Consider the following 16,028-nt stretch of genomic DNA (forward strand, 5'->3'; position numbering starts at 1 on the left):
GAAGGACCTTGGGCTCGGTGGCCAGACGGGCCGGTCCGGTCTGCGGATGATGCACGTCGATCCACCGCTTCGAGACGTCGACGCCGATGCACTCTTCTGTCATGATCTTCTCCTGTCCCTGTCGGTGCGGGGTCTGGTCACGCAGCCCCAAGCAACTGTTCAGGTTGACGATCCAAAGGCGGACGGCTCCCGCGCCGGCTCGCGGGCTCCAAGCCCTGGGACCTCACGGGATGCCGTCCGCCACCAGCACATTGACATGATTTCGTTAGACAGGGACCTCGCGCCATCCCCTCGGGGCCCCGGCTCGGGGGCCGGGGCGGGTCGCACCTAGCGTCACCCGTCCCGGCCCTGAGCCGGGACCTCTTGCGACACGAGTCCGCCCCTTACGCCACGATCACCAGCTTGCCGATCTGACCGCCCGCCTCGTTGCGGCGGTGGGCCTCGCCGATCGTCTCGGGCGTGAGCCCCTGCAGCGTCCCGGTCCGGGTCGAGACGATCTCCCCCGCCTCCATCAGCCGGGCGACGCGGTCCAGGATCGCGCCCTGCCGCTCCGGCTCGGCGTTGTGGAGCGAGCGGGCGAACATGTATTCGTAGGCGAAGGCCGCGCTCTTGCGGAACAGCGGCAGCGTGTCCAGCGGCTCGGGCGCGCCGACGATGGAGACGATGGTGCCGTGCGGCCGGACCAGCCGCGCCATCTCGGGCAGGTAGTGCGCGGTGGAATGGGCGCAGAAGATCGTCCCGAAGGCGCTATCGGCGAGGTCGCCCAGCGCGGCGTGATCCACCACCTCGGCCGCGCCGTGGCGCAGGCACCAGTCGCGGCTCTCGTCCCGCGAGGCGGTCGCGGTCGCCGCGATCCCGGCCCGCCGCGCCAGCTGCAGCGCGACCGAGCCGACGCCGCCCGCGCCGTTGATCATCAGCATGGGCGCCTGCCCCTGCCCTTCGGTCGCGTAGCCCATCCTCTCGAACATCGCCTCCCAGGCGGTGATCGAGGTGAGCGGCATCGCCGCCGCGTCCTCGTCCGAGACGCCCTCGGGCGCCGTCGAGACGAGGCGGTAATCGACGAGGTGCAGCGCCCCGTTGGTGCCCGGCCGCGTGGCGTCGCCCGCGTACCAGACCCGGTCTCCGGGCGCGAAGCCGCTCACCCCCTCGCCCACCGCCCGCACCCGACCGACCGCGTCGTAGCCGAGGCGGATGCGCCCGGCGTCCTTCGGGTGCCGCTGCTTCTGCTTGAGGTCGACCGGGTTCACCGAGACGGCGGCGATCTCGACCAGCAGGTCGCCCGCCCCCGGATCGGGGACCGGGACGTCGACCGCGACGAGGCGATCCTCGACGGGATCGTACTCGACCGCCGGGAAGGTGCCGGCCATCAGGACGCCTCCGCCCGCACGATCGCCGCGCCGTCGGCCAGCGCCTTCATCTTGCCGAAGGCGACGTCGCGCGGCAGGTATTTCAGCCCGCAATCGGGCGCCGGCACGATCCGCGCGGCGTCCGCGTGCGGCAGCGCGCGGCGGATGCGGGCGGCCACTGTCTCGGCCGTCTCGACCTCGTGGGTCGACAGGTCCAGCACGCCGAGGATGATCTTCTTCTCCGGCAACGTCTCCAGGATCGAGCAGTCCAGGTTCGACTGCGCCGTCTCGATCGAGACGCAGTCGCAGGGTACCGCCGCGAGTTCGGGCAGGAACGAGTAGCCCTCGGGCCGCTCGTGGATGATCGCGGCGTAGCCGAAGCAGATATGCACCGCCGTCTCGCCCTCGACCCCCTCCAGCGCCCGCTGCAGGGCGGCGACGCCGTAGGCGCGGGCCGGGTCGGGGCGGGCCTGCATGTAGGGCTCGTCGATCTGCACGATGTCGGCCCCCGCGGCAAAGAGATCGCGGATCTCCTCGTTCACCGCGGCGGCGTAGTCCTGCGCCATCTCGCCGGGATCGTCGTACCAGTCGTTCTGCGCCTGCTGCGACATGGTGAAGGGGCCGGGCACGGTGATCTTGATGCGGCGGTCGGTGTTGGCGCGCAGGAACCGCACGTCGTCCGCCTCGACCGCGTGCATCCGCCGGATCCGGCCCGTGACCCGCGGCACCGGGTTGGGATGCCCCGAGCGGTCGAGCGCGGTGCCCGGATTGTCGAGGTCCACGCCCTCCAGCGCGGTGGCGAAGCGGTTGGAGTAGCTCTCGCGCCGCATCTCGCCGTCGGTGATGATGTCGAGGCCCGCCCTCTCCTGGTCGCGGATGGCGATCAGCGTGGCGTCGTTCTGCGCCTGCTCGAGGTACTCGGGATCGACGCGCCAAAGTTCGGTCGCGCGGACCCGCGGCGGGAATCGCCCGGCGAGCTTCTGGCGGTCGATCAGCCAGTCCGGCTGGGCGTAGGAGCCGACGAGGGACGTCGGGAACAGGTGTTGGGTCATCGTGTCCTCTCTCCGCCCCGCCGGTCGCAGGGCCGTTTTCGTCGGGCCGGCGTCAGGCCCGCTCCAGCCCGTAGCCCTGGCCCTCGCGCACCACCCGGCCGATCGCCGGGCGCAGCAGGTGCCCGCCGGTGACGAGTGCGCCGTCCGCGGCGAGCTGGTCGAGCAGGCGCTTGCGGGTCGCCCGCGCGGTGTCGGCGTCGATATCGAAGGCGACGGCGATCTCGGGGTCCTGAAGCTGCAGGTGCGGCGCGTGGACGATGTCGCCCACGTGGACCAGCTCGCCTCCGCCCGACGAGACGCGGTAGCCCGAGTGCCCCGGCGTGTGCCCCGGCAGCGGCAGCGCGGTGACGCCGGGCGCGATCTCGGCCTCGCCCTCAATTACCCGCAAGCGGTCGCCGTAGGCCGCCAGCACCGCCTGCGCCAGCTGCTGCCATTGCTGCAGCGTCTCGGGCGCGTTCGGGATGCCGTTCGACCAGAAGGCGCGGTCGCCTTCGGTCACCACCAGCTCGGCATTCGGGAAGACCGGCCTGCCTTCGGCCGTGATGGTGCCGGCGATGTGGTCAGGATGCAGGTGCGTGAAAAAGATCGTGTCGACCTCCTCGGGCGTGACGCCCACCTCGGCCAGACCGTCGTGCAGGTGCCCGCAGGCCGGCCCGAACAGGTCGCGCGGGCCGGCGTCGATCAGCACCGTCCGCCCGCCCGTCCGGGCAAGCACGGCGTTGAAGTTGGTGCGCACGGCCGTCTCGCCGTGCGCCTTCAGGAGCGCGTCGACATGCGCCGGATCGGTCGAGGGGAACAGCTCGGCTCCGAACTCGCTGGCGCCGTCGGTCAGGACCGACAGCTCGATGTCTCCGACCCTGTGGGTGATCGCGTGATCCATGCGTCCTCCTTCAGAGCTTGAGGCCGGTCAGCGCGGCGATGTTGCCGTGGTAGATCTTCGCCCGCAGCTCTTCCGAGATGTCGAGCGCGTCGACGATCTCGATCGTCTCGCGGATGTACATCGGCCCGCCCTCGGGATCGAACGGCGCGTCCGAGGCGAAGACGACGCGGTCCTCGCCGAAGAACTCGATCGCGTGCTCGATCGCCTTGCGCGACCCGAAGGACGCGGTGTCGGCGTAGAACTCCTTGAAGTATTCCAGGTGCGGCCGCTTCAGCGAGGTCCGCGCGACCGACAGGTCCCGGTCGGACGTGCGCTTGCCCATCTGGTCCCAGCCGGGGCCGACGCGCCCTTCGAAGAACGGCACCATGCCGCCGGCGTGGTGGGTGATGACCGTCAGCCCGGGATACTTGTCGAACATCTTCGAAAAGACGAGGCGCGCCATCGCGGCCGAGGTCTCGTAGGGCCAGCCGAAAGTCCACCAGATCTCGTATTCCGAGCGGCTCTCGGACTGGTAGTCAGCGAAGTTCTCGGCCCGCGCGGGGTGCAGCCACAGCGGCTTGCCGGCGCTGGCCATGTATTCGTAGAGCGGCTCGAACTCGGCCAGGTCCATCGGCCGGCCCTCGACGTTGGTGAAGATCTGCATCCCCAGCGCGCCCAGATCCTCCACCGCGTGCCGGCATTCCTCGACCATGCGGTCCGGCGCGGTCACCGGCACGGTGCCGATGAAGCCCGGGAAGCGGTCCGGATGCTCCTGGCACAGCTTCGCCATCTCCTCGGACCCGATGCGGCCCAGCTTCACCGCGACGTCGGGGGCGCCGAACTTCTCGAGCGGCGGCGAGGCGAGCGAGAGGATCTGCTGGTACTCGGGGCCGAACATGTCCATCACCTCGAACCGGCGGTCGAGGTTCGTCATCATCGGCACGTCCCCGGACCGCTTGGTGATCGCGGTCATCGTCCCGATCTCGGCGATCAGCGCCTCGAAGAACTTCTCGGGCCAGATGTGGTTGAACGCGTCGATCTTCTTCATCTTCAGGAACTCCGTGACGTGAGGGATGGGCTCGCCCCCCGCGCCGACCGCCAGATGGCGGCGAGGAGCAGGACTCCGGCGAGGATGGCGAGGACGTTGGGAAGCTGGCTGATCCCCGGAAAGCGGTGGATCGGCAACAGCGCGACGAGGCCGAGCGCGGCGAGGGCCAGCCGCTCCGCCGCGCCGAGGTGGCGGAACATCCAGCCGTAGATCGCGGCGGTGGCGAAGACCACGCCCGCAACGGCGGGGATCACGCTCCACGCCGTCGCGGCCCAGCCGGTCCGCATGACGAGCCCCGGCTCGAACACGATCATGAACGGGATGAGATAGGCGACCCAGCCCATCTTGACCGCCTGGAACCCGGTCTCCATCGGGTTCGCCCGCGCCATCGACGCGGCGGTGAAGCTGGCCAGTGCCACCGGCGGCGTGATCATCGACAGCATGCCGAAATACAGCAGGAACATGTGGCTGGCGACCGGGTCGAGCCCCGCCTGGATCAGCGCCGGGCCGATCAGGCTGGCGAGCAGGACGTAGACGCCGACGGTCGGCATGCCCATTCCCAGCACGATGGATACGAGCGCCGCGATCAGCAGCAGGACGAACACGCTGCCTTCGGCCAGCTTCACCAGGGACAGCGTCAGCGAGAAGGACAGCCCGGTGATGTTGAGGACGCCGATCACGATGCCGGCCACGGCCGAGATAGCGATGATCTCGACCACCGCGACGCCGGTCCCGGGCAGCACGGCGAGGATGTCGCGCACCCTCGCCCGCTCGCCCCGGTAGGGGACGAAGAGGGCCAGCACCGCCAGCGAGGCGGCCGCGGCCAGCGCCGCCAGTTCGGGCCGCCAGTTCAGCCAGAACAGCGTCCAGATCAGGATCACGAACGGCAGGACGAAGTGCCAGCCGTCGCGCAGCACCTCTCCCGCCCGCGGCACCTCGACGTCCGCCGGGATCGACAGGTCGTTCGCGCTGGCGTGGACGTGCACGTAGAGGATGATCGAGCCGTAGTAGAGCAGCGTCGGGATCACCGCGGCGAGGACGACCGTCGCGTAGGAGATCTGCAGGAACTCGGCCATCAGAAAGGCCGCGGCGCCCATGATCGGCGGCGCCAGCTGGCCGCCGGTGGAGGCGAGCGCCTCGACCGCGGCGGCGACCTTGGGCTTGTAGCCGGCCTTCTTCATCATCGGGATCGTGACCACGCCCGAGGCGACGACGTTCGCCACCGCGCTGCCAGACACGCTGCCGAACAGGAACGACGAGACGACCGCGATCTTCGCCGCCCCGCCCTTCGCCCGGCCGACGAGGGCGAGCGAGAGGTCGTTGAAGAACGCGCTGCCGCCCGACTTCTCGAGGACCTGACCCATCAGGATGAAGGCGTAGACGACCGTCGCGGCCACCATCAGTGGCAGGCCGATCATGCCGTTGGTGTCGGCGGCGACGTAGATGAACAGGCGGTCGGGCAGGATCTGCCGGCTCATCCCGAACGGCAGCAGGTGGCCGACCAGGCCGTAGATCAGGAAACCGACGACGACGAGCGTCAGGCCCCACCCCGTGGCCCGGCGCACCGCCTCGGTCGCCAGAAGCGTGAGGACGACCGAGATGATCGTCCCGTCGAGCGGCCGGTAGACCAGCTCGTTCACCAGCACCGGGTAGCGGACCGCGATGTACATCGCGGCGCCGAACCCCAGCGCGGCGAGGAGCGCGTCGATCGCCCGCCACGGCCCCGGGAAGCGCGGCGATTTCAGGAACGCGATGCCCAGCGTCAGCGCGAGGATCAGCGCGAGATACTGCTCGGTATAGAGCTGCAGCCCGATCCGCCGCGGCACGTCGAGAGCGAAGGCGATCGCGGCGAGCGACATCAGGCCGGCAAGCAGCGTCGCGCCGCGCCCGTAGGCGCGGTCGATGGCGGAGGGCATACGCTCCGCGTCGGGGACGGTCGGATCGCTCATGGACGTGGCTCCGCCGGGCCGCGGTCCCCTCGGGGACGGCGCGGCCCGGCGGCCCTGATCATTCGGCCTGGCCCAGCTCCTGATAGGCGGCCATCGCGCCGTCGTGGTAGGGCACGCCGATGTCGGAATAAAGCGCGTCCGGGTCCATCTCGGAGAAGTTGCCGAACGACGCGGCCAGCGCCTCCTGGTTCTGCTGCAGGGCCATCACGGCCTCCTGCACCACCTCGTCCGGAACGTGCGCGCCGGCGACGAGGACGTAGTCGTAGAACATCGCCGGCATCGCCTCGTCCACGCCGGTCAGGTTCTCGGCCGGCTCGACGGTGCCGATATAGGCCTGGGGCACGATCTCCTGCATCCGCGCCTCGGCCTCGGGATCGTCCGAGAGCGGCAGGAAGCGCAGGCCGCCGACCGCGGCGTCGGTCTCGGTCACCTTGCCCGAGCCCATCGCGAACATCGCCGCCTCGACGCTGCCCGCGGCGAAGTCGTCCGCGCCGCGCACCACGTTCGGCACCAGCACCTGCTCGATGTCGTCGCCGGTCAGGCCGCCGGTGGCGAGGTAGGCGTCCATCACCCGGTTCAGCGTGACCTGCGCGGTGAAGCCGTAGGTGGCGCTGTGCCCGGCGAGGTCCTCGACACTCATGATGTCGCTGTCGTCGCGGACGAACACGCCGACCCGGAACGGGAAGAGGCGCGCGACCATGCGCACGTTCTCCAGCGGGCGGCCCTCGAAGGCGACCTGCCCCTCATGCGCCTCGGCGATCTCGATCGCGTTGGCGATGCCGAAGTCGAGCTCGCCCGAATCGACCAGCGGCAGGAACGCGCTGGTGCCGGTGGCAGGCTGCACCACGGCGTCGATGCCGGCATCGGCCAGCACGCTGGCGATCGCGGCGCCCATCGAATAGCCCGACGTGCCCTGCCCCATCGTGCCGATGCCCAGCGTCTGCGCGGCGGCCGGCAGGGTGCCGACGGCGGCGAGGCCGGCGGCGAGAATGGTTGCCTTCATGGTCATCGTGATGGTCCTCCCTGACCCTGGCGGATCGACTGCCCCCGCGGCTCTCCCGGCCGCATGGGCGTCACGCCATTCAATATTGTGTGCCGTCGATTGACGATGTCGAACCTTACGGACGCCGGCGGCGATGGCAACCCTCTCAGGACGGCGCCGGCACGAACTCGGTCAGCATCGGGCCGTAATCCGCCGGCATCGGCGCGCCCCACAGGTTCATCGTCGCCGGATCGTCCATGTCCCAGACGCCCGCCTGCCGCGGCGCCGACCGGTCGATCCGCTCCATCTCGCAGCAGACCTCGCAGACGGTGCCGTCGCGGTCGGCGAAGTAGGAGAAGACGTTGTTCCCGGGCCCGTGCCGCCCCGGCCCCCAGATCAGCCGCCGGCCCTGCCGCCCCAGCCGGTCGGCGAGGGCGACGATGGCGGCCGCGCTCTCGCACTGGAACGAATAATGATGGATGCCGCGCCCCGGCCCGACGGCGAGCGTGTGGTGGAAGCCGTCCGCGGCGCGGTACCACGCCCTCTCGTATCCCGCCGTGCGGTCCGACAGCTCCATGCCCAGAACATCTGCCAGCAGATCCTGCATGCCCTTGGGGTCGGACGCCCGCAGGTTCACGTGATCGAGCCGCAGGAGGCCGGGCACCGGCCGCCCCGTCCGCGGCACCGGCGTGTGCACCTCCAGGACAGGCCCGAAGGGCGTGGCGAAGCGCACCGCCCGCGTGACGCCGTCCACCGCGGGACGTTCGCTGAGGATGTCCAGCCCGGCCGCCCGGACCCGCGAAGTCACTTCCGCGACCGCCGCCTCGTCCGGCGCCTCGAGCCCGACCGCGACGACGCCCGGCGTCTCGCCGCGCAGATAGACGATCTCGGCCGCCCGGTCGCTGACCGACAGGCTCGCCCGGTCCGCACCTTCGCCACCCGCGCCAGCCCCCAGCACGTCCGCCAGGTCGGTCGCGCTGGCCCGCGGGTCGGGCACTGCCAGCAGGATGTAGCCCATCCGGGCAATCAGGTTCGTCATGTCGTCCTCCCGTCGCGAGACCGGACCCTCCCACGTCGCGGCGGCGGACGAAAGCCGCCCCGCGCGCCACCGATCGGTCAGTCCAGTGCCGCGCAGGCCCCGACGAGGGCACGGACCGCCGCGCTGTCCGGGGCGCTCGCCATCGGATCGAACACCGGCAGGCCGGTGGCCGCTTCGGCCCCCGCCACCGCCGCCGCCCGCGCCTCCGCCGGCAGGCGGCCGCAGTTCAGCGAGATCGCCGCCACCCGCGCACCGGGATTGGTGAGCCGCGCCGCGTCGGTGTAGCCCGCGATGGCGGACTCCCAGTCGGGCAGCCTGTAGTCCGGCAGGCCGGCGATCACGGTCCGCCCCGCCTCGTGGCAGAGCACCATGAGATCGGGCTGCGAGCCGTGGACCAGGCCGAGCGTGACCGCCGCGAAGGACGGGTGGAACAGCGAGCCCTGCCCCTCGACCACGTCCCAGTGGCCGAGCGCCGCGTCCGGCGACAGCGCCTCGGCGGCGCCCGAGACGAAGTCCGCCTTCACGGCATCGACCGCGATGCCCTCGCCCGCGATCAGGATCCCCGTCTGACCGGTCGCGCGGAAGGTCGCGGGATGCCCCGCATCCTGCAGCCAGCGGGCGACGGCGAGGGCGGTGTACTTCTTGCCGACCGCGCAGTCGGTCCCGACGGTCAGCAGGCGCCGCCCGGTCCGCCGCCGCCCGGTCCCGACCTTCAGCGGGCCCGCGAAGCGCCGCACGTCGTGCAGCCGCCGGCCCAGCGCCCGCGCCCGCAGCACCAGCGCCGGATTGTCCTCCAGCGCGTCGTGCAGGCCCGAGGCGATGTCGAACCCGGCCTCGAGAAGCGCCAGCAGCACCTCCTGCCACTCCGCCGACAGCCCGCCGCCGGGGACGGCGACGCCGATCACCACCGTCTGCGCCCCCGACCGCGCGGCGTCGGCCGGCGTGTAGTCCGGCAGCCCCAGATCCACCGCGCCGTCCGCGAACCGGATCTGCCCGACGCAATCCTCGCCGCACCAGTCCCGCAGGCCGAAGGCGGTCTTGGCGAAGACCGGTTCGCTCTGGTCGCCGACGAGCAGGAGGTAGGGCTTGCGGATCGCGAGGGATCCGGTGTGGCGGTTCATGTCCGGTCCCTCAGAACGTCATGAAGAGAAGCGCGCGCAGCGCCTCGTGATAGTCGTCCGTCTCGAACCGCGCGTCGCAGGGTCCGACGAGCTCGGCCCCGGGATACCAGGAGGCGCGGTAGGCGCTGGTCGGGTTGGGATAGCCGAAATCGAGCGTGATCCGCTCCGGCACCTGCGGCAGGCAGCCGGCCAGGTCGCCGGACAAGGCCGCCTCGACCCCCTCGCGGATCGCCGCCCTCGCGCGGGCGGGCGTCATCGAGATCGTGCCCGGCCCGTGCCCCTCGCTGACCGCGACGGTGGTGATGCCGGGCACCGCTTCGGCCGCGCCGGCGCAGATGCCGGCGTCGCCGGACAGGAACGCCGACGGCACGCCCAGGGCCGCGGCGCACAGGCTGTTGATCGTGAACTCCGACGCCAGTTCGCCGTTGAGGCGCAGCCGCAGCGCGCCGGTGAAGGTGTGCGCGAGCGGGTTCGTGTTGGAGCCGTTGTAATTGTGATAGCCGGTGTAGAGCGCGGCGTCGAAGCTCTCGTCGATCCCCCACATCATCTTGTGGGGATGCCCGCTCCACCCCCTGACGACCCGGACGTCCGCCGGCAGGTCGCCGATGATGAGGTTGCGCCCGGTCTGGTGCGCGTCCTTCACCACGATCTCGGTCGCGCCCGCGGCGCGGGCGCCCTCGCAGGCGGCGACGACCTCGTCCGTCATGTACTGCCGGAACTCGGCATAGCCCTTGTCGTCCTTCATCGCCTCGGCCCAGTCGGTGATGCCGGCCGTGCCCTCGATGTCGGCGCTGATGAAGACCTTCATGTGTTCGTCCTTCAGAGGAGCGCGCCGAGCGCCTCGACCAGCCGGTCGATCTGCTCGGGCGCGTGGGAGGAGAAGACGGCGATGCGCAGCGTCTCGTGCGCGGGCGCGTCGGAATAGCCGCCGCCGGCGACGCGCTTGACGAGGATGTCCTGCCGGGACAGCGCGTCCGCGACCTCGGTCAGGTCCCGCGGCGCGGATACGCTGACGATCGGCACGGGGCTGTCCGCGATGTCGAGGCCGAGGCCGCGAAGCCCGGTCCTCATGCGAACGACGTTGTCCGCAAGGCGGGTGGCGAAGCCCGGATCGGAGCGCATGAGGCGCAGGCCGGCCAGCGCGGCGGCGGCCGATCCCGGCGGCGGCGGGGACGCTCCGGCGAGGAGGCGCACCCGCGCGCCCATGCTCTGGACGCGCTCGGCGGTCGCGGGGACGAAGCCGCCGGCCCCGCCCATCGCCTTGCTCGTCGTGCCCGAGACGTGGCGGCCTTCGCCCTCGACGCCATGCAGCGCCAAGGCGCCGCGCCCCCCGGGCCCGACCGCCCCGATCCCGTGGGCGTCGTCGATGCACAGCAGCGCGCCGTCGTAGCGCTCCATCACCCGGCAGTAATCGGCGAGCGGCGCGATGGCTCCGGTCGAGGGGAAGATGCCGTCGCTCGCCACCACCGGCCGCTCGCCGGGGCGCAGGTGCGCGGCCATCGCCTCCGCCAGGCTGTCCGGATCGCGGTGGGCGAAGCGGTGGACCGGCTGCTCCAGCGTCGCCACCGCGTCGCCGAAACTGTAGTGCGCGGCCGCGTCGAGGAAGACGCGGTCGAACTGGTCGCGCAGCCCCTGCAGCATGACGAGGGGCGCGACGTAGCCCGAGACGGCGTAGGTCACCGCCTTGCTGCCGAGGAAGTCCGCCAGCTCCGCCGCCAGCTCGTGATAGGGCGCGACGTCGGCGCGCGTTCCGGGGCCAAGGCCGTAGGCGCGGGTGGCCGCGACTGCAGCCTCAATGACATCCGGATGGCCGTGCAGCGTGTGGTAGGAGGTGCCGCAGAAATAGTCGACCTCGCGCCCGTCGATCCGCATCCGCGGGCCGAGCGGCGACTCCATCTGCATCAGGGCCGCCATCAGGCGAACTCGGTCCGGTCCAGCGCGGCGAGCGCGTCGTCCCTGAGGTCGGCGCCGAGGCCCGGCCCGTCCGGCAGCGTGATCGCCCCGCCCGCGCCGTAGGTCATCCCGCCCGTGACCGGATCGTCCCGCAGCATGTCCGCCCCGTCGAGATCGGCGAAGCGGATGTTCGGCCGGGCCGAGACGAGGTGCGCGGCCGCCGTCAGGCCGAGCCGCGTCTCGATCATGCAGCCGACCATGCAGGCGATGCCCGCCGCCTCGGCGATGCCGTTGATCCGCAGGGCGGTGTGGATGCCGGCGGACTTCGACAGCTTGATGTTGAAGTACCGGCAGGCGCCGGCCCGGACGAGGCGCAGGGCGTCGACGTCGTCGAACAGACTCTCGTCGGCCATGACCGGAATCGCGCTGCTGCGCGAGACCTCGGCCAGGGCGTCGGTGTCGCTCGCCCTGACCGGCTGCTCGCAATACTGGATGCCGGCGTCGGCGAGGTCGGCGAGGACCTTGAGAGCCGTCACGCGGTCCCAGCCCTGGTTGGCGTCGATCCGCAGGAACGTATCGGCCCCCACCGCGTCGCGGATCGCGCGGATCCGCGCGACGTCCTCCTGATACGTGGTGCCGAGCTTGACCTTGATTGCCTCGAAGCCGGCGTCCCGCATCTCGGCCGCGCGCTGCGCCATCGCCTGCGGCGTGTCGATGCCGATCGTGTTGTCGGTGACGAGCGCCCGCCGGGTGCCCCCCAGCAGCGCGTACAGCGGCAGGCCCGCCCGCTTGCCCAGCAGGTCGTACAGCGCCATGTCGAAGGCCGACCGCGCGGTGACGTTGCCCGGCAGCGCCGCCCGCATCGCCGCGGTCGCGCCGTCGATGTCGTGCGCGGGCCGGCCGATCAGCACCTTGGCGTAAACCTCCGCCGCGGCGGTCACGGTGCCCACCGTCTCGCCGCAGATCGGCAGCGAGGGGTTCGCCTCGCCCATGCCGTAGAGGCCGTCCTCGCCGTGCAGGCGGACGAAGACCGTCCCCGCCGTCTCGACGGTGCCGAGCGAGATGCGGAACGGCCGCTTCAGCGGCAGGGCGGCGCGGAAAAGTTCGATGCGGGTGATTTTCACGGCGTCAGGCCTCCCACCGCTGCAGGAACATCGGGCCGACGCGGATGCCGCTGCGGCCCGCCTCGTCCACCGCGCCGAGCTCCAGCGTCTCGGCCTCGTAGAGCAGGCCGTGCATGACGAAGCGGCCCTGCCCCGCCGGCTCGCAGTCGTGCGTGCAGAAGTATTCGATCAGGCATTTCAGCCCGCCGTCGGACCAGGTGAGATAGGTCGGGTTGAAGTCCGGCCCGTAGGTGCCGAGGTGCGGGGCGATCGTCTCCGGCACCTCCTCGTCCGGGCGCTCCGGCGCCAGCGCCCAGTCCTTGCCCTTCCATGACAGGCGGCCAGGCGCAGGAAACGACAGGTCCAGGTGCGCGTAATCCGCTTCACGGCCGTAGATGCGGCCGTCCATCACCCAGTCGTCGCCCGAGACGGGGCGGATCTGCAGCGGCACGCCCTCGCCCATCAGGTAGAGGCGGTCGTCCCGGCGGACGATCTCGGTCGTCTCGCTGCCGTCGGTGGCGCGGTAGATGCCGGGCAGGCGGTCCAGCCGGTCCGCCGGGATCGGCGGCGGCGCCTTGGGCGGCGGGGGCGCGGCGCCCATCCGGCGGCCGGCCAGAGCGACGCGCAGCAGGTCGTTCGCCAGCCGCGTGCTGATCTGGTTGGCGAAGTCCAGAGTGTTCAGGATCGTCACGCCGAGGCCCGCCTCGGGCAGCAGCGTCATCTGCGTGGCATAGCCGTAGACCGCCCCGCCATGGCCCGCGCTCGACCAGCCGTCCATCTGCCCGACGCCGAAGCCGAGGCCGTAGCCCTTCTGCCCGCCGGCATAGCCGGGCGGCCGCTGGCCCACGACCTGCCACATCTGCCGCAGCGACGCGGGCGACACGATCGGCGTGCCGTCCGGCGCGTAGCCGCCGCGCAGCAGCGCGGTCATGTACCGCGCCATGTCGACGGTGGAGGAGAAGATGTTGCCGGCGGGAGAGCCGCCGAGGTCGAAGACCGGCGCCGGCGTGTCGCCGTCGAGCGTCCACATCATCGCCGGCGCCAGCACGTCGCGCACGCCCGGCGCGATGCCGGAGTGCGTGTCGTCCATGCCGAGGGGGGCGAAGATGTTCTGCGTGACGTAGGCGGAGTAGTCCGCCCCCGTCACCGCCTCGAGCACCGCGCCGACGACGGCGATTCCGGCGTTGGAATACTGCATGACGCCCGTACTTGGATCGACCTTGAGCTGGGTGTCCGCCAGTTCGGCCACCGTCTGCGCCAGCGGCGGGCGCTGGCTGTCGAGGTAGTGGCCCGACTTCGGCTCGCGCGTGATCCCGGCCGTGTGGCTCATCAGCTTGCGCATGGTGACCGCGGTGCCGAACGGCCCCTGCGGCGCGGCGGCCCAGGGGTTCTCGGGGGCGAAGCCGGGCAGGTACTGCGACACGTCGGCGTCGAGGTCGATGCGCCCCTGCTCCACCTGCTGCATCACCGCGACGGCGGTGAAGGTCTTGGTGACCGAGCCGATGCGGAACAGCGACCGCTCGTCCAGGCGCGTGCCGAGGCCCGAGCGAACGACGTGGCCCTGCCCCAGCAGCCCGTCCTGCCCGGTCAGCGCCCAGGAGACGGAGGGAAGGGACTTGTCCTCCACCTCGTGACGGACCAGCGCCTCGATGGCGGCGACGGATGACTCGGACAGGGACGGCATCGGGGATCCTTCAGGAGACGTGGTGCGGGTCGAGGATGTCCCGCAGGGCGTCGCCCACGAGGTTCCAGGCCAGCACGAACAGGAAGATGGCCGCGCCCGGGAAGAAGAGCGTGTACCAGTACTGGAACGGGTTGCCGGCCTGGCCGACGATCCAGTTCCGCGAATAGGCGATGAACTGCCCCCAGTCCGCGTAGCCCGCCTCGGTCCCGACCCCGAGGAAGCTGAGCGCCGAGGCGGTCAGCACCATCGAGCCGGTCATCATCGTGGCCAGCACCAGCACCGGGAACAGCGCGTTCGGCAGGATGTGCAGCGCGAGGATGCGCAGGTCGCCCGCGCCGTAGCTGCGGGCGGCGTTCACGTAGTCCATCTCCTTGATGAGGAGGATCTCGCTGCGGACGAGCCGGGCGTACCCCATCCAGCCGAAGACCGTCAGCGCGACGATCATCTGCCCGATCCCCTTGCCGAGGAGCGTGGTCAGCACCATCGCCGCGATCAGGAACGGGATCGCCATGAAGACGTCGACGATCCGCATCAGCACCTCGTCCACGATGCCGCCGTAATAGGCCGCGATGGCGCCCACGGTGACGCCGATGACGACCGACAGGCCGACCACGCCAAGGCCGATCTTGAAGGCGGTCCGGGTCCCCCAGACGACTGCGTAGAAGATGTCGTACTGCCCTTGCGTCGTGCCGAACCACGCCTCGGACGAGATCGGCTGCGGCGTCGCCCAGAAACCCGCGCGGGGCGTGTCGTAGGGGCTGATCTGGTAGGCCTCGGGCACCGCGAGGTACGGCGCCAGGATCGCCACCAGCACGAAGCCGAGGAGCAGGGTGAGCCCGAGCAGCGAAAGCGGGTTCAGGAAGAGATACCGGACGATCTTCATCTCAGGCGCACCCGGGGGTCGAGGACGGGATAGATGACGTCGACGAGGAGGTTCATCACCACCAGGACGACCGCGAAGTAGAGGCCGAAGCCGAGCACCGCCGGGAAGTCGAGCGCGGCGGCCGCGTCGGCGGCGAACTGGCCGAGGCCGTGGTAGTCGAAGATCGTCTCGGTGATGACGACCCCGCCCATCATCGCCGCCAGCTCCATCCCCGCCATCGTGACGACGGGCAGCATGGCGTTGCGCCGCGCGTGCCGCCGCTCCACCACCCGGCGCGGCAGGCCCTTGGCACGGGCGGTGCGGACATAGTCCTGACGCAGCGTCTCGAGCATGGAGGTGCGCATGATCCGCGTGAGCGAGGCGATGGAGACGAAGGTCAGCGTCACCACCGGCAGGATCAGGTGCCGCAGCGCATCCCAGAACACGGGCAGGTTGCCGTTCAGCAGCGCGTCGATCGTGTTGAGGCCGGTGTAGCGGACGAACTCGGCCGAGCGGACCTCGGTCATCGCCCACTGGCTGAGCCGGCTGGGCGGGAACCAGTCGAGCGCGCCATAGAAGATCAGCAGCATGACCAGGCCGAAGACGTAAGTCGGGAACGACCAGCCGAGGATGGTGACGAGCCGGATCACGTGGTCCGGCAGGCGGTTCAGGTTGACCCCGGCGAGCGTGCCGAGCGCGATCGACAGCAGGAACGACAGGGTGAAGGCCAGCAGTACCAGCTCCAGCGTCGCCGGGAACAGCGAGATCAGCGCATCGGCGACCGGCTGGCGGGCGGTCTCGGACCAGCCGAGGTTGCCCTGCAGGACGCCGCCGATCCAGCGGCCGTACTGGACGAGGAAGGGATCGTTCAGCCCGTACTTCTCGATCAGGTCGGCGACCTGCTCGGCCCCGCCCTTCAGCGCCTCGGGCCCCGAGACGTAGGCGGCCAGCCGCTGCGTCGGCGTCAGCAGCATCTGCAGCGAGAAGATCATCAGGCTGAGCGCGAAAAGGACCACCGGCAGGAGCAGCAGCCGGCGCAGGATGTAGGTGAGCATTCAGGTCTGCCTGTGGTTGGGGCGGCGGGGGAGAT

14 protein-coding genes are annotated in these 16,028 nt (G+C 71.0%); all 14 read right to left on the bottom strand.

Translation table 11 applies throughout. The annotated features are described in order from the left end of the window. Nucleotides 1-383: 383 nt before the first annotated feature. Nucleotides 384-1,367 carry a zinc-binding alcohol dehydrogenase family protein gene (locus A37W_RS21110; RefSeq protein WP_018302276.1) on the bottom strand — a complete coding sequence of 328 codons (984 nt, stop codon included), beginning with the start codon at nt 1,365-1,367 and terminating at the stop codon, nt 384-386. Then, a complete protein-coding gene (locus tag A37W_RS0106815; RefSeq protein ID WP_018302277.1) occupies nt 1,367-2,398 on the bottom strand; it encodes a uroporphyrinogen decarboxylase family protein in 1,032 nt (343 codons plus the stop codon). Before A37W_RS0106815 ends, A37W_RS21110 begins: the two co-directional genes overlap by 1 nt. A gap of 52 nt (nt 2,399-2,450) precedes the next feature. Further along, on the bottom strand, nt 2,451-3,278 hold the full coding sequence (locus A37W_RS21115) for an MBL fold metallo-hydrolase (protein ID WP_018302278.1): 828 nt from the start codon (nt 3,276-3,278) through the stop codon (nt 2,451-2,453). 10 nt (nt 3,279-3,288) lie between these two features. Next, nucleotides 3,289-4,305, bottom strand: a complete 1,017-nt coding sequence (locus tag A37W_RS0106825) for an amidohydrolase family protein (RefSeq protein WP_018302279.1) — start codon at nt 4,303-4,305, stop codon at nt 3,289-3,291. Between the two features lie 2 nt (nt 4,306-4,307). Next, nucleotides 4,308-6,254 carry a TRAP transporter permease gene (locus tag A37W_RS0106830; RefSeq protein WP_018302280.1) on the bottom strand — a complete coding sequence of 649 codons (1,947 nt, stop codon included), beginning with the start codon at nt 6,252-6,254 and terminating at the stop codon, nt 4,308-4,310. Nucleotides 6,255-6,312: 58 nt separating this feature from the next. Beyond that, nucleotides 6,313-7,263 (bottom strand): TAXI family TRAP transporter solute-binding subunit, encoded by a 951-nt coding sequence (locus A37W_RS0106835; RefSeq protein WP_018302281.1) that lies wholly within the window; start codon nt 7,261-7,263, stop codon nt 6,313-6,315. A gap of 139 nt (nt 7,264-7,402) precedes the next feature. Next, nucleotides 7,403-8,275 (bottom strand): VOC family protein, encoded by an 873-nt coding sequence (locus A37W_RS21120; RefSeq protein ID WP_018302282.1) that lies wholly within the window; start codon nt 8,273-8,275, stop codon nt 7,403-7,405. Between the two features lie 77 nt (nt 8,276-8,352). Beyond that, nucleotides 8,353-9,396 (bottom strand): N-acetyltransferase DgcN family protein, encoded by a 1,044-nt coding sequence (locus A37W_RS0106845; protein ID WP_018302283.1) that lies wholly within the window; start codon nt 9,394-9,396, stop codon nt 8,353-8,355. Between the two features lie 10 nt (nt 9,397-9,406). After that, on the bottom strand, nt 9,407-10,204 hold the full coding sequence (locus tag A37W_RS0106850; RefSeq protein ID WP_018302284.1) for a M55 family metallopeptidase: 798 nt from the start codon (nt 10,202-10,204) through the stop codon (nt 9,407-9,409). Between the two features lie 11 nt (nt 10,205-10,215). Then, a complete protein-coding gene (locus A37W_RS0106855; protein ID WP_018302285.1) occupies nt 10,216-11,310 on the bottom strand; it encodes an aminotransferase class I/II-fold pyridoxal phosphate-dependent enzyme in 1,095 nt (364 codons plus the stop codon). Next, nucleotides 11,310-12,413 (bottom strand): mandelate racemase/muconate lactonizing enzyme family protein, encoded by a 1,104-nt coding sequence (locus tag A37W_RS0106860; RefSeq protein ID WP_018302286.1) that lies wholly within the window; start codon nt 12,411-12,413, stop codon nt 11,310-11,312. Before A37W_RS0106860 ends, A37W_RS0106855 begins: the two co-directional genes overlap by 1 nt. Before the next feature lie 4 nt (nt 12,414-12,417). Then, a complete protein-coding gene (locus A37W_RS0106865; RefSeq protein WP_018302287.1) occupies nt 12,418-14,076 on the bottom strand; it encodes a serine hydrolase domain-containing protein in 1,659 nt (552 codons plus the stop codon). Nucleotides 14,077-14,086: 10 nt separating this feature from the next. Further along, nucleotides 14,087-14,959 carry an ABC transporter permease gene (locus A37W_RS0106870; RefSeq protein WP_018302288.1) on the bottom strand — a complete coding sequence of 291 codons (873 nt, stop codon included), beginning with the start codon at nt 14,957-14,959 and terminating at the stop codon, nt 14,087-14,089. Beyond that, a complete protein-coding gene (locus tag A37W_RS0106875; RefSeq protein ID WP_018302289.1) occupies nt 14,956-15,993 on the bottom strand; it encodes an ABC transporter permease in 1,038 nt (345 codons plus the stop codon). The genes A37W_RS0106870 and A37W_RS0106875 overlap by 4 nt, the downstream gene beginning before the upstream one ends. Nucleotides 15,994-16,028 lie beyond the last annotated feature (35 nt).

It is taken from the genome of Wenxinia marina DSM 24838, from assembly GCF_000379485.1.
Classification (GTDB): Bacteria; Pseudomonadota; Alphaproteobacteria; order Rhodobacterales; family Rhodobacteraceae; genus Wenxinia; species Wenxinia marina.

Coding starts and splice junctions, on each gene's coding strand:
- A37W_RS21110 (WP_018302276.1), bottom strand. CDS start 1,367: ATGGCCGGCACCTTCCCGGCGGTCGAGTACGATCCCGTCGAGGATCGC.
- A37W_RS0106815 (WP_018302277.1), bottom strand. CDS start 2,398: ATGACCCAACACCTGTTCCCGACGTCCCTCGTCGGCTCCTACGCCCAG.
- A37W_RS21115 (WP_018302278.1), bottom strand. CDS start 3,278: ATGGATCACGCGATCACCCACAGGGTCGGAGACATCGAGCTGTCGGTC.
- A37W_RS0106825 (WP_018302279.1), bottom strand. CDS start 4,305: ATGAAGAAGATCGACGCGTTCAACCACATCTGGCCCGAGAAGTTCTTC.
- A37W_RS0106830 (WP_018302280.1), bottom strand. CDS start 6,254: ATGAGCGATCCGACCGTCCCCGACGCGGAGCGTATGCCCTCCGCCATC.
- A37W_RS0106835 (WP_018302281.1), bottom strand. CDS start 7,263: ATGACCATGAAGGCAACCATTCTCGCCGCCGGCCTCGCCGCCGTCGGC.
- A37W_RS21120 (WP_018302282.1), bottom strand. CDS start 8,275: ATGACGAACCTGATTGCCCGGATGGGCTACATCCTGCTGGCAGTGCCC.
- A37W_RS0106845 (WP_018302283.1), bottom strand. CDS start 9,396: ATGAACCGCCACACCGGATCCCTCGCGATCCGCAAGCCCTACCTCCTG.
- A37W_RS0106850 (WP_018302284.1), bottom strand. CDS start 10,204: ATGAAGGTCTTCATCAGCGCCGACATCGAGGGCACGGCCGGCATCACC.
- A37W_RS0106855 (WP_018302285.1), bottom strand. CDS start 11,310: ATGGCGGCCCTGATGCAGATGGAGTCGCCGCTCGGCCCGCGGATGCGG.
- A37W_RS0106865 (WP_018302287.1), bottom strand. CDS start 14,076: ATGCCGTCCCTGTCCGAGTCATCCGTCGCCGCCATCGAGGCGCTGGTC.
- A37W_RS0106870 (WP_018302288.1), bottom strand. CDS start 14,959: ATGAAGATCGTCCGGTATCTCTTCCTGAACCCGCTTTCGCTGCTCGGG.
- A37W_RS0106875 (WP_018302289.1), bottom strand. CDS start 15,993: ATGCTCACCTACATCCTGCGCCGGCTGCTGCTCCTGCCGGTGGTCCTT.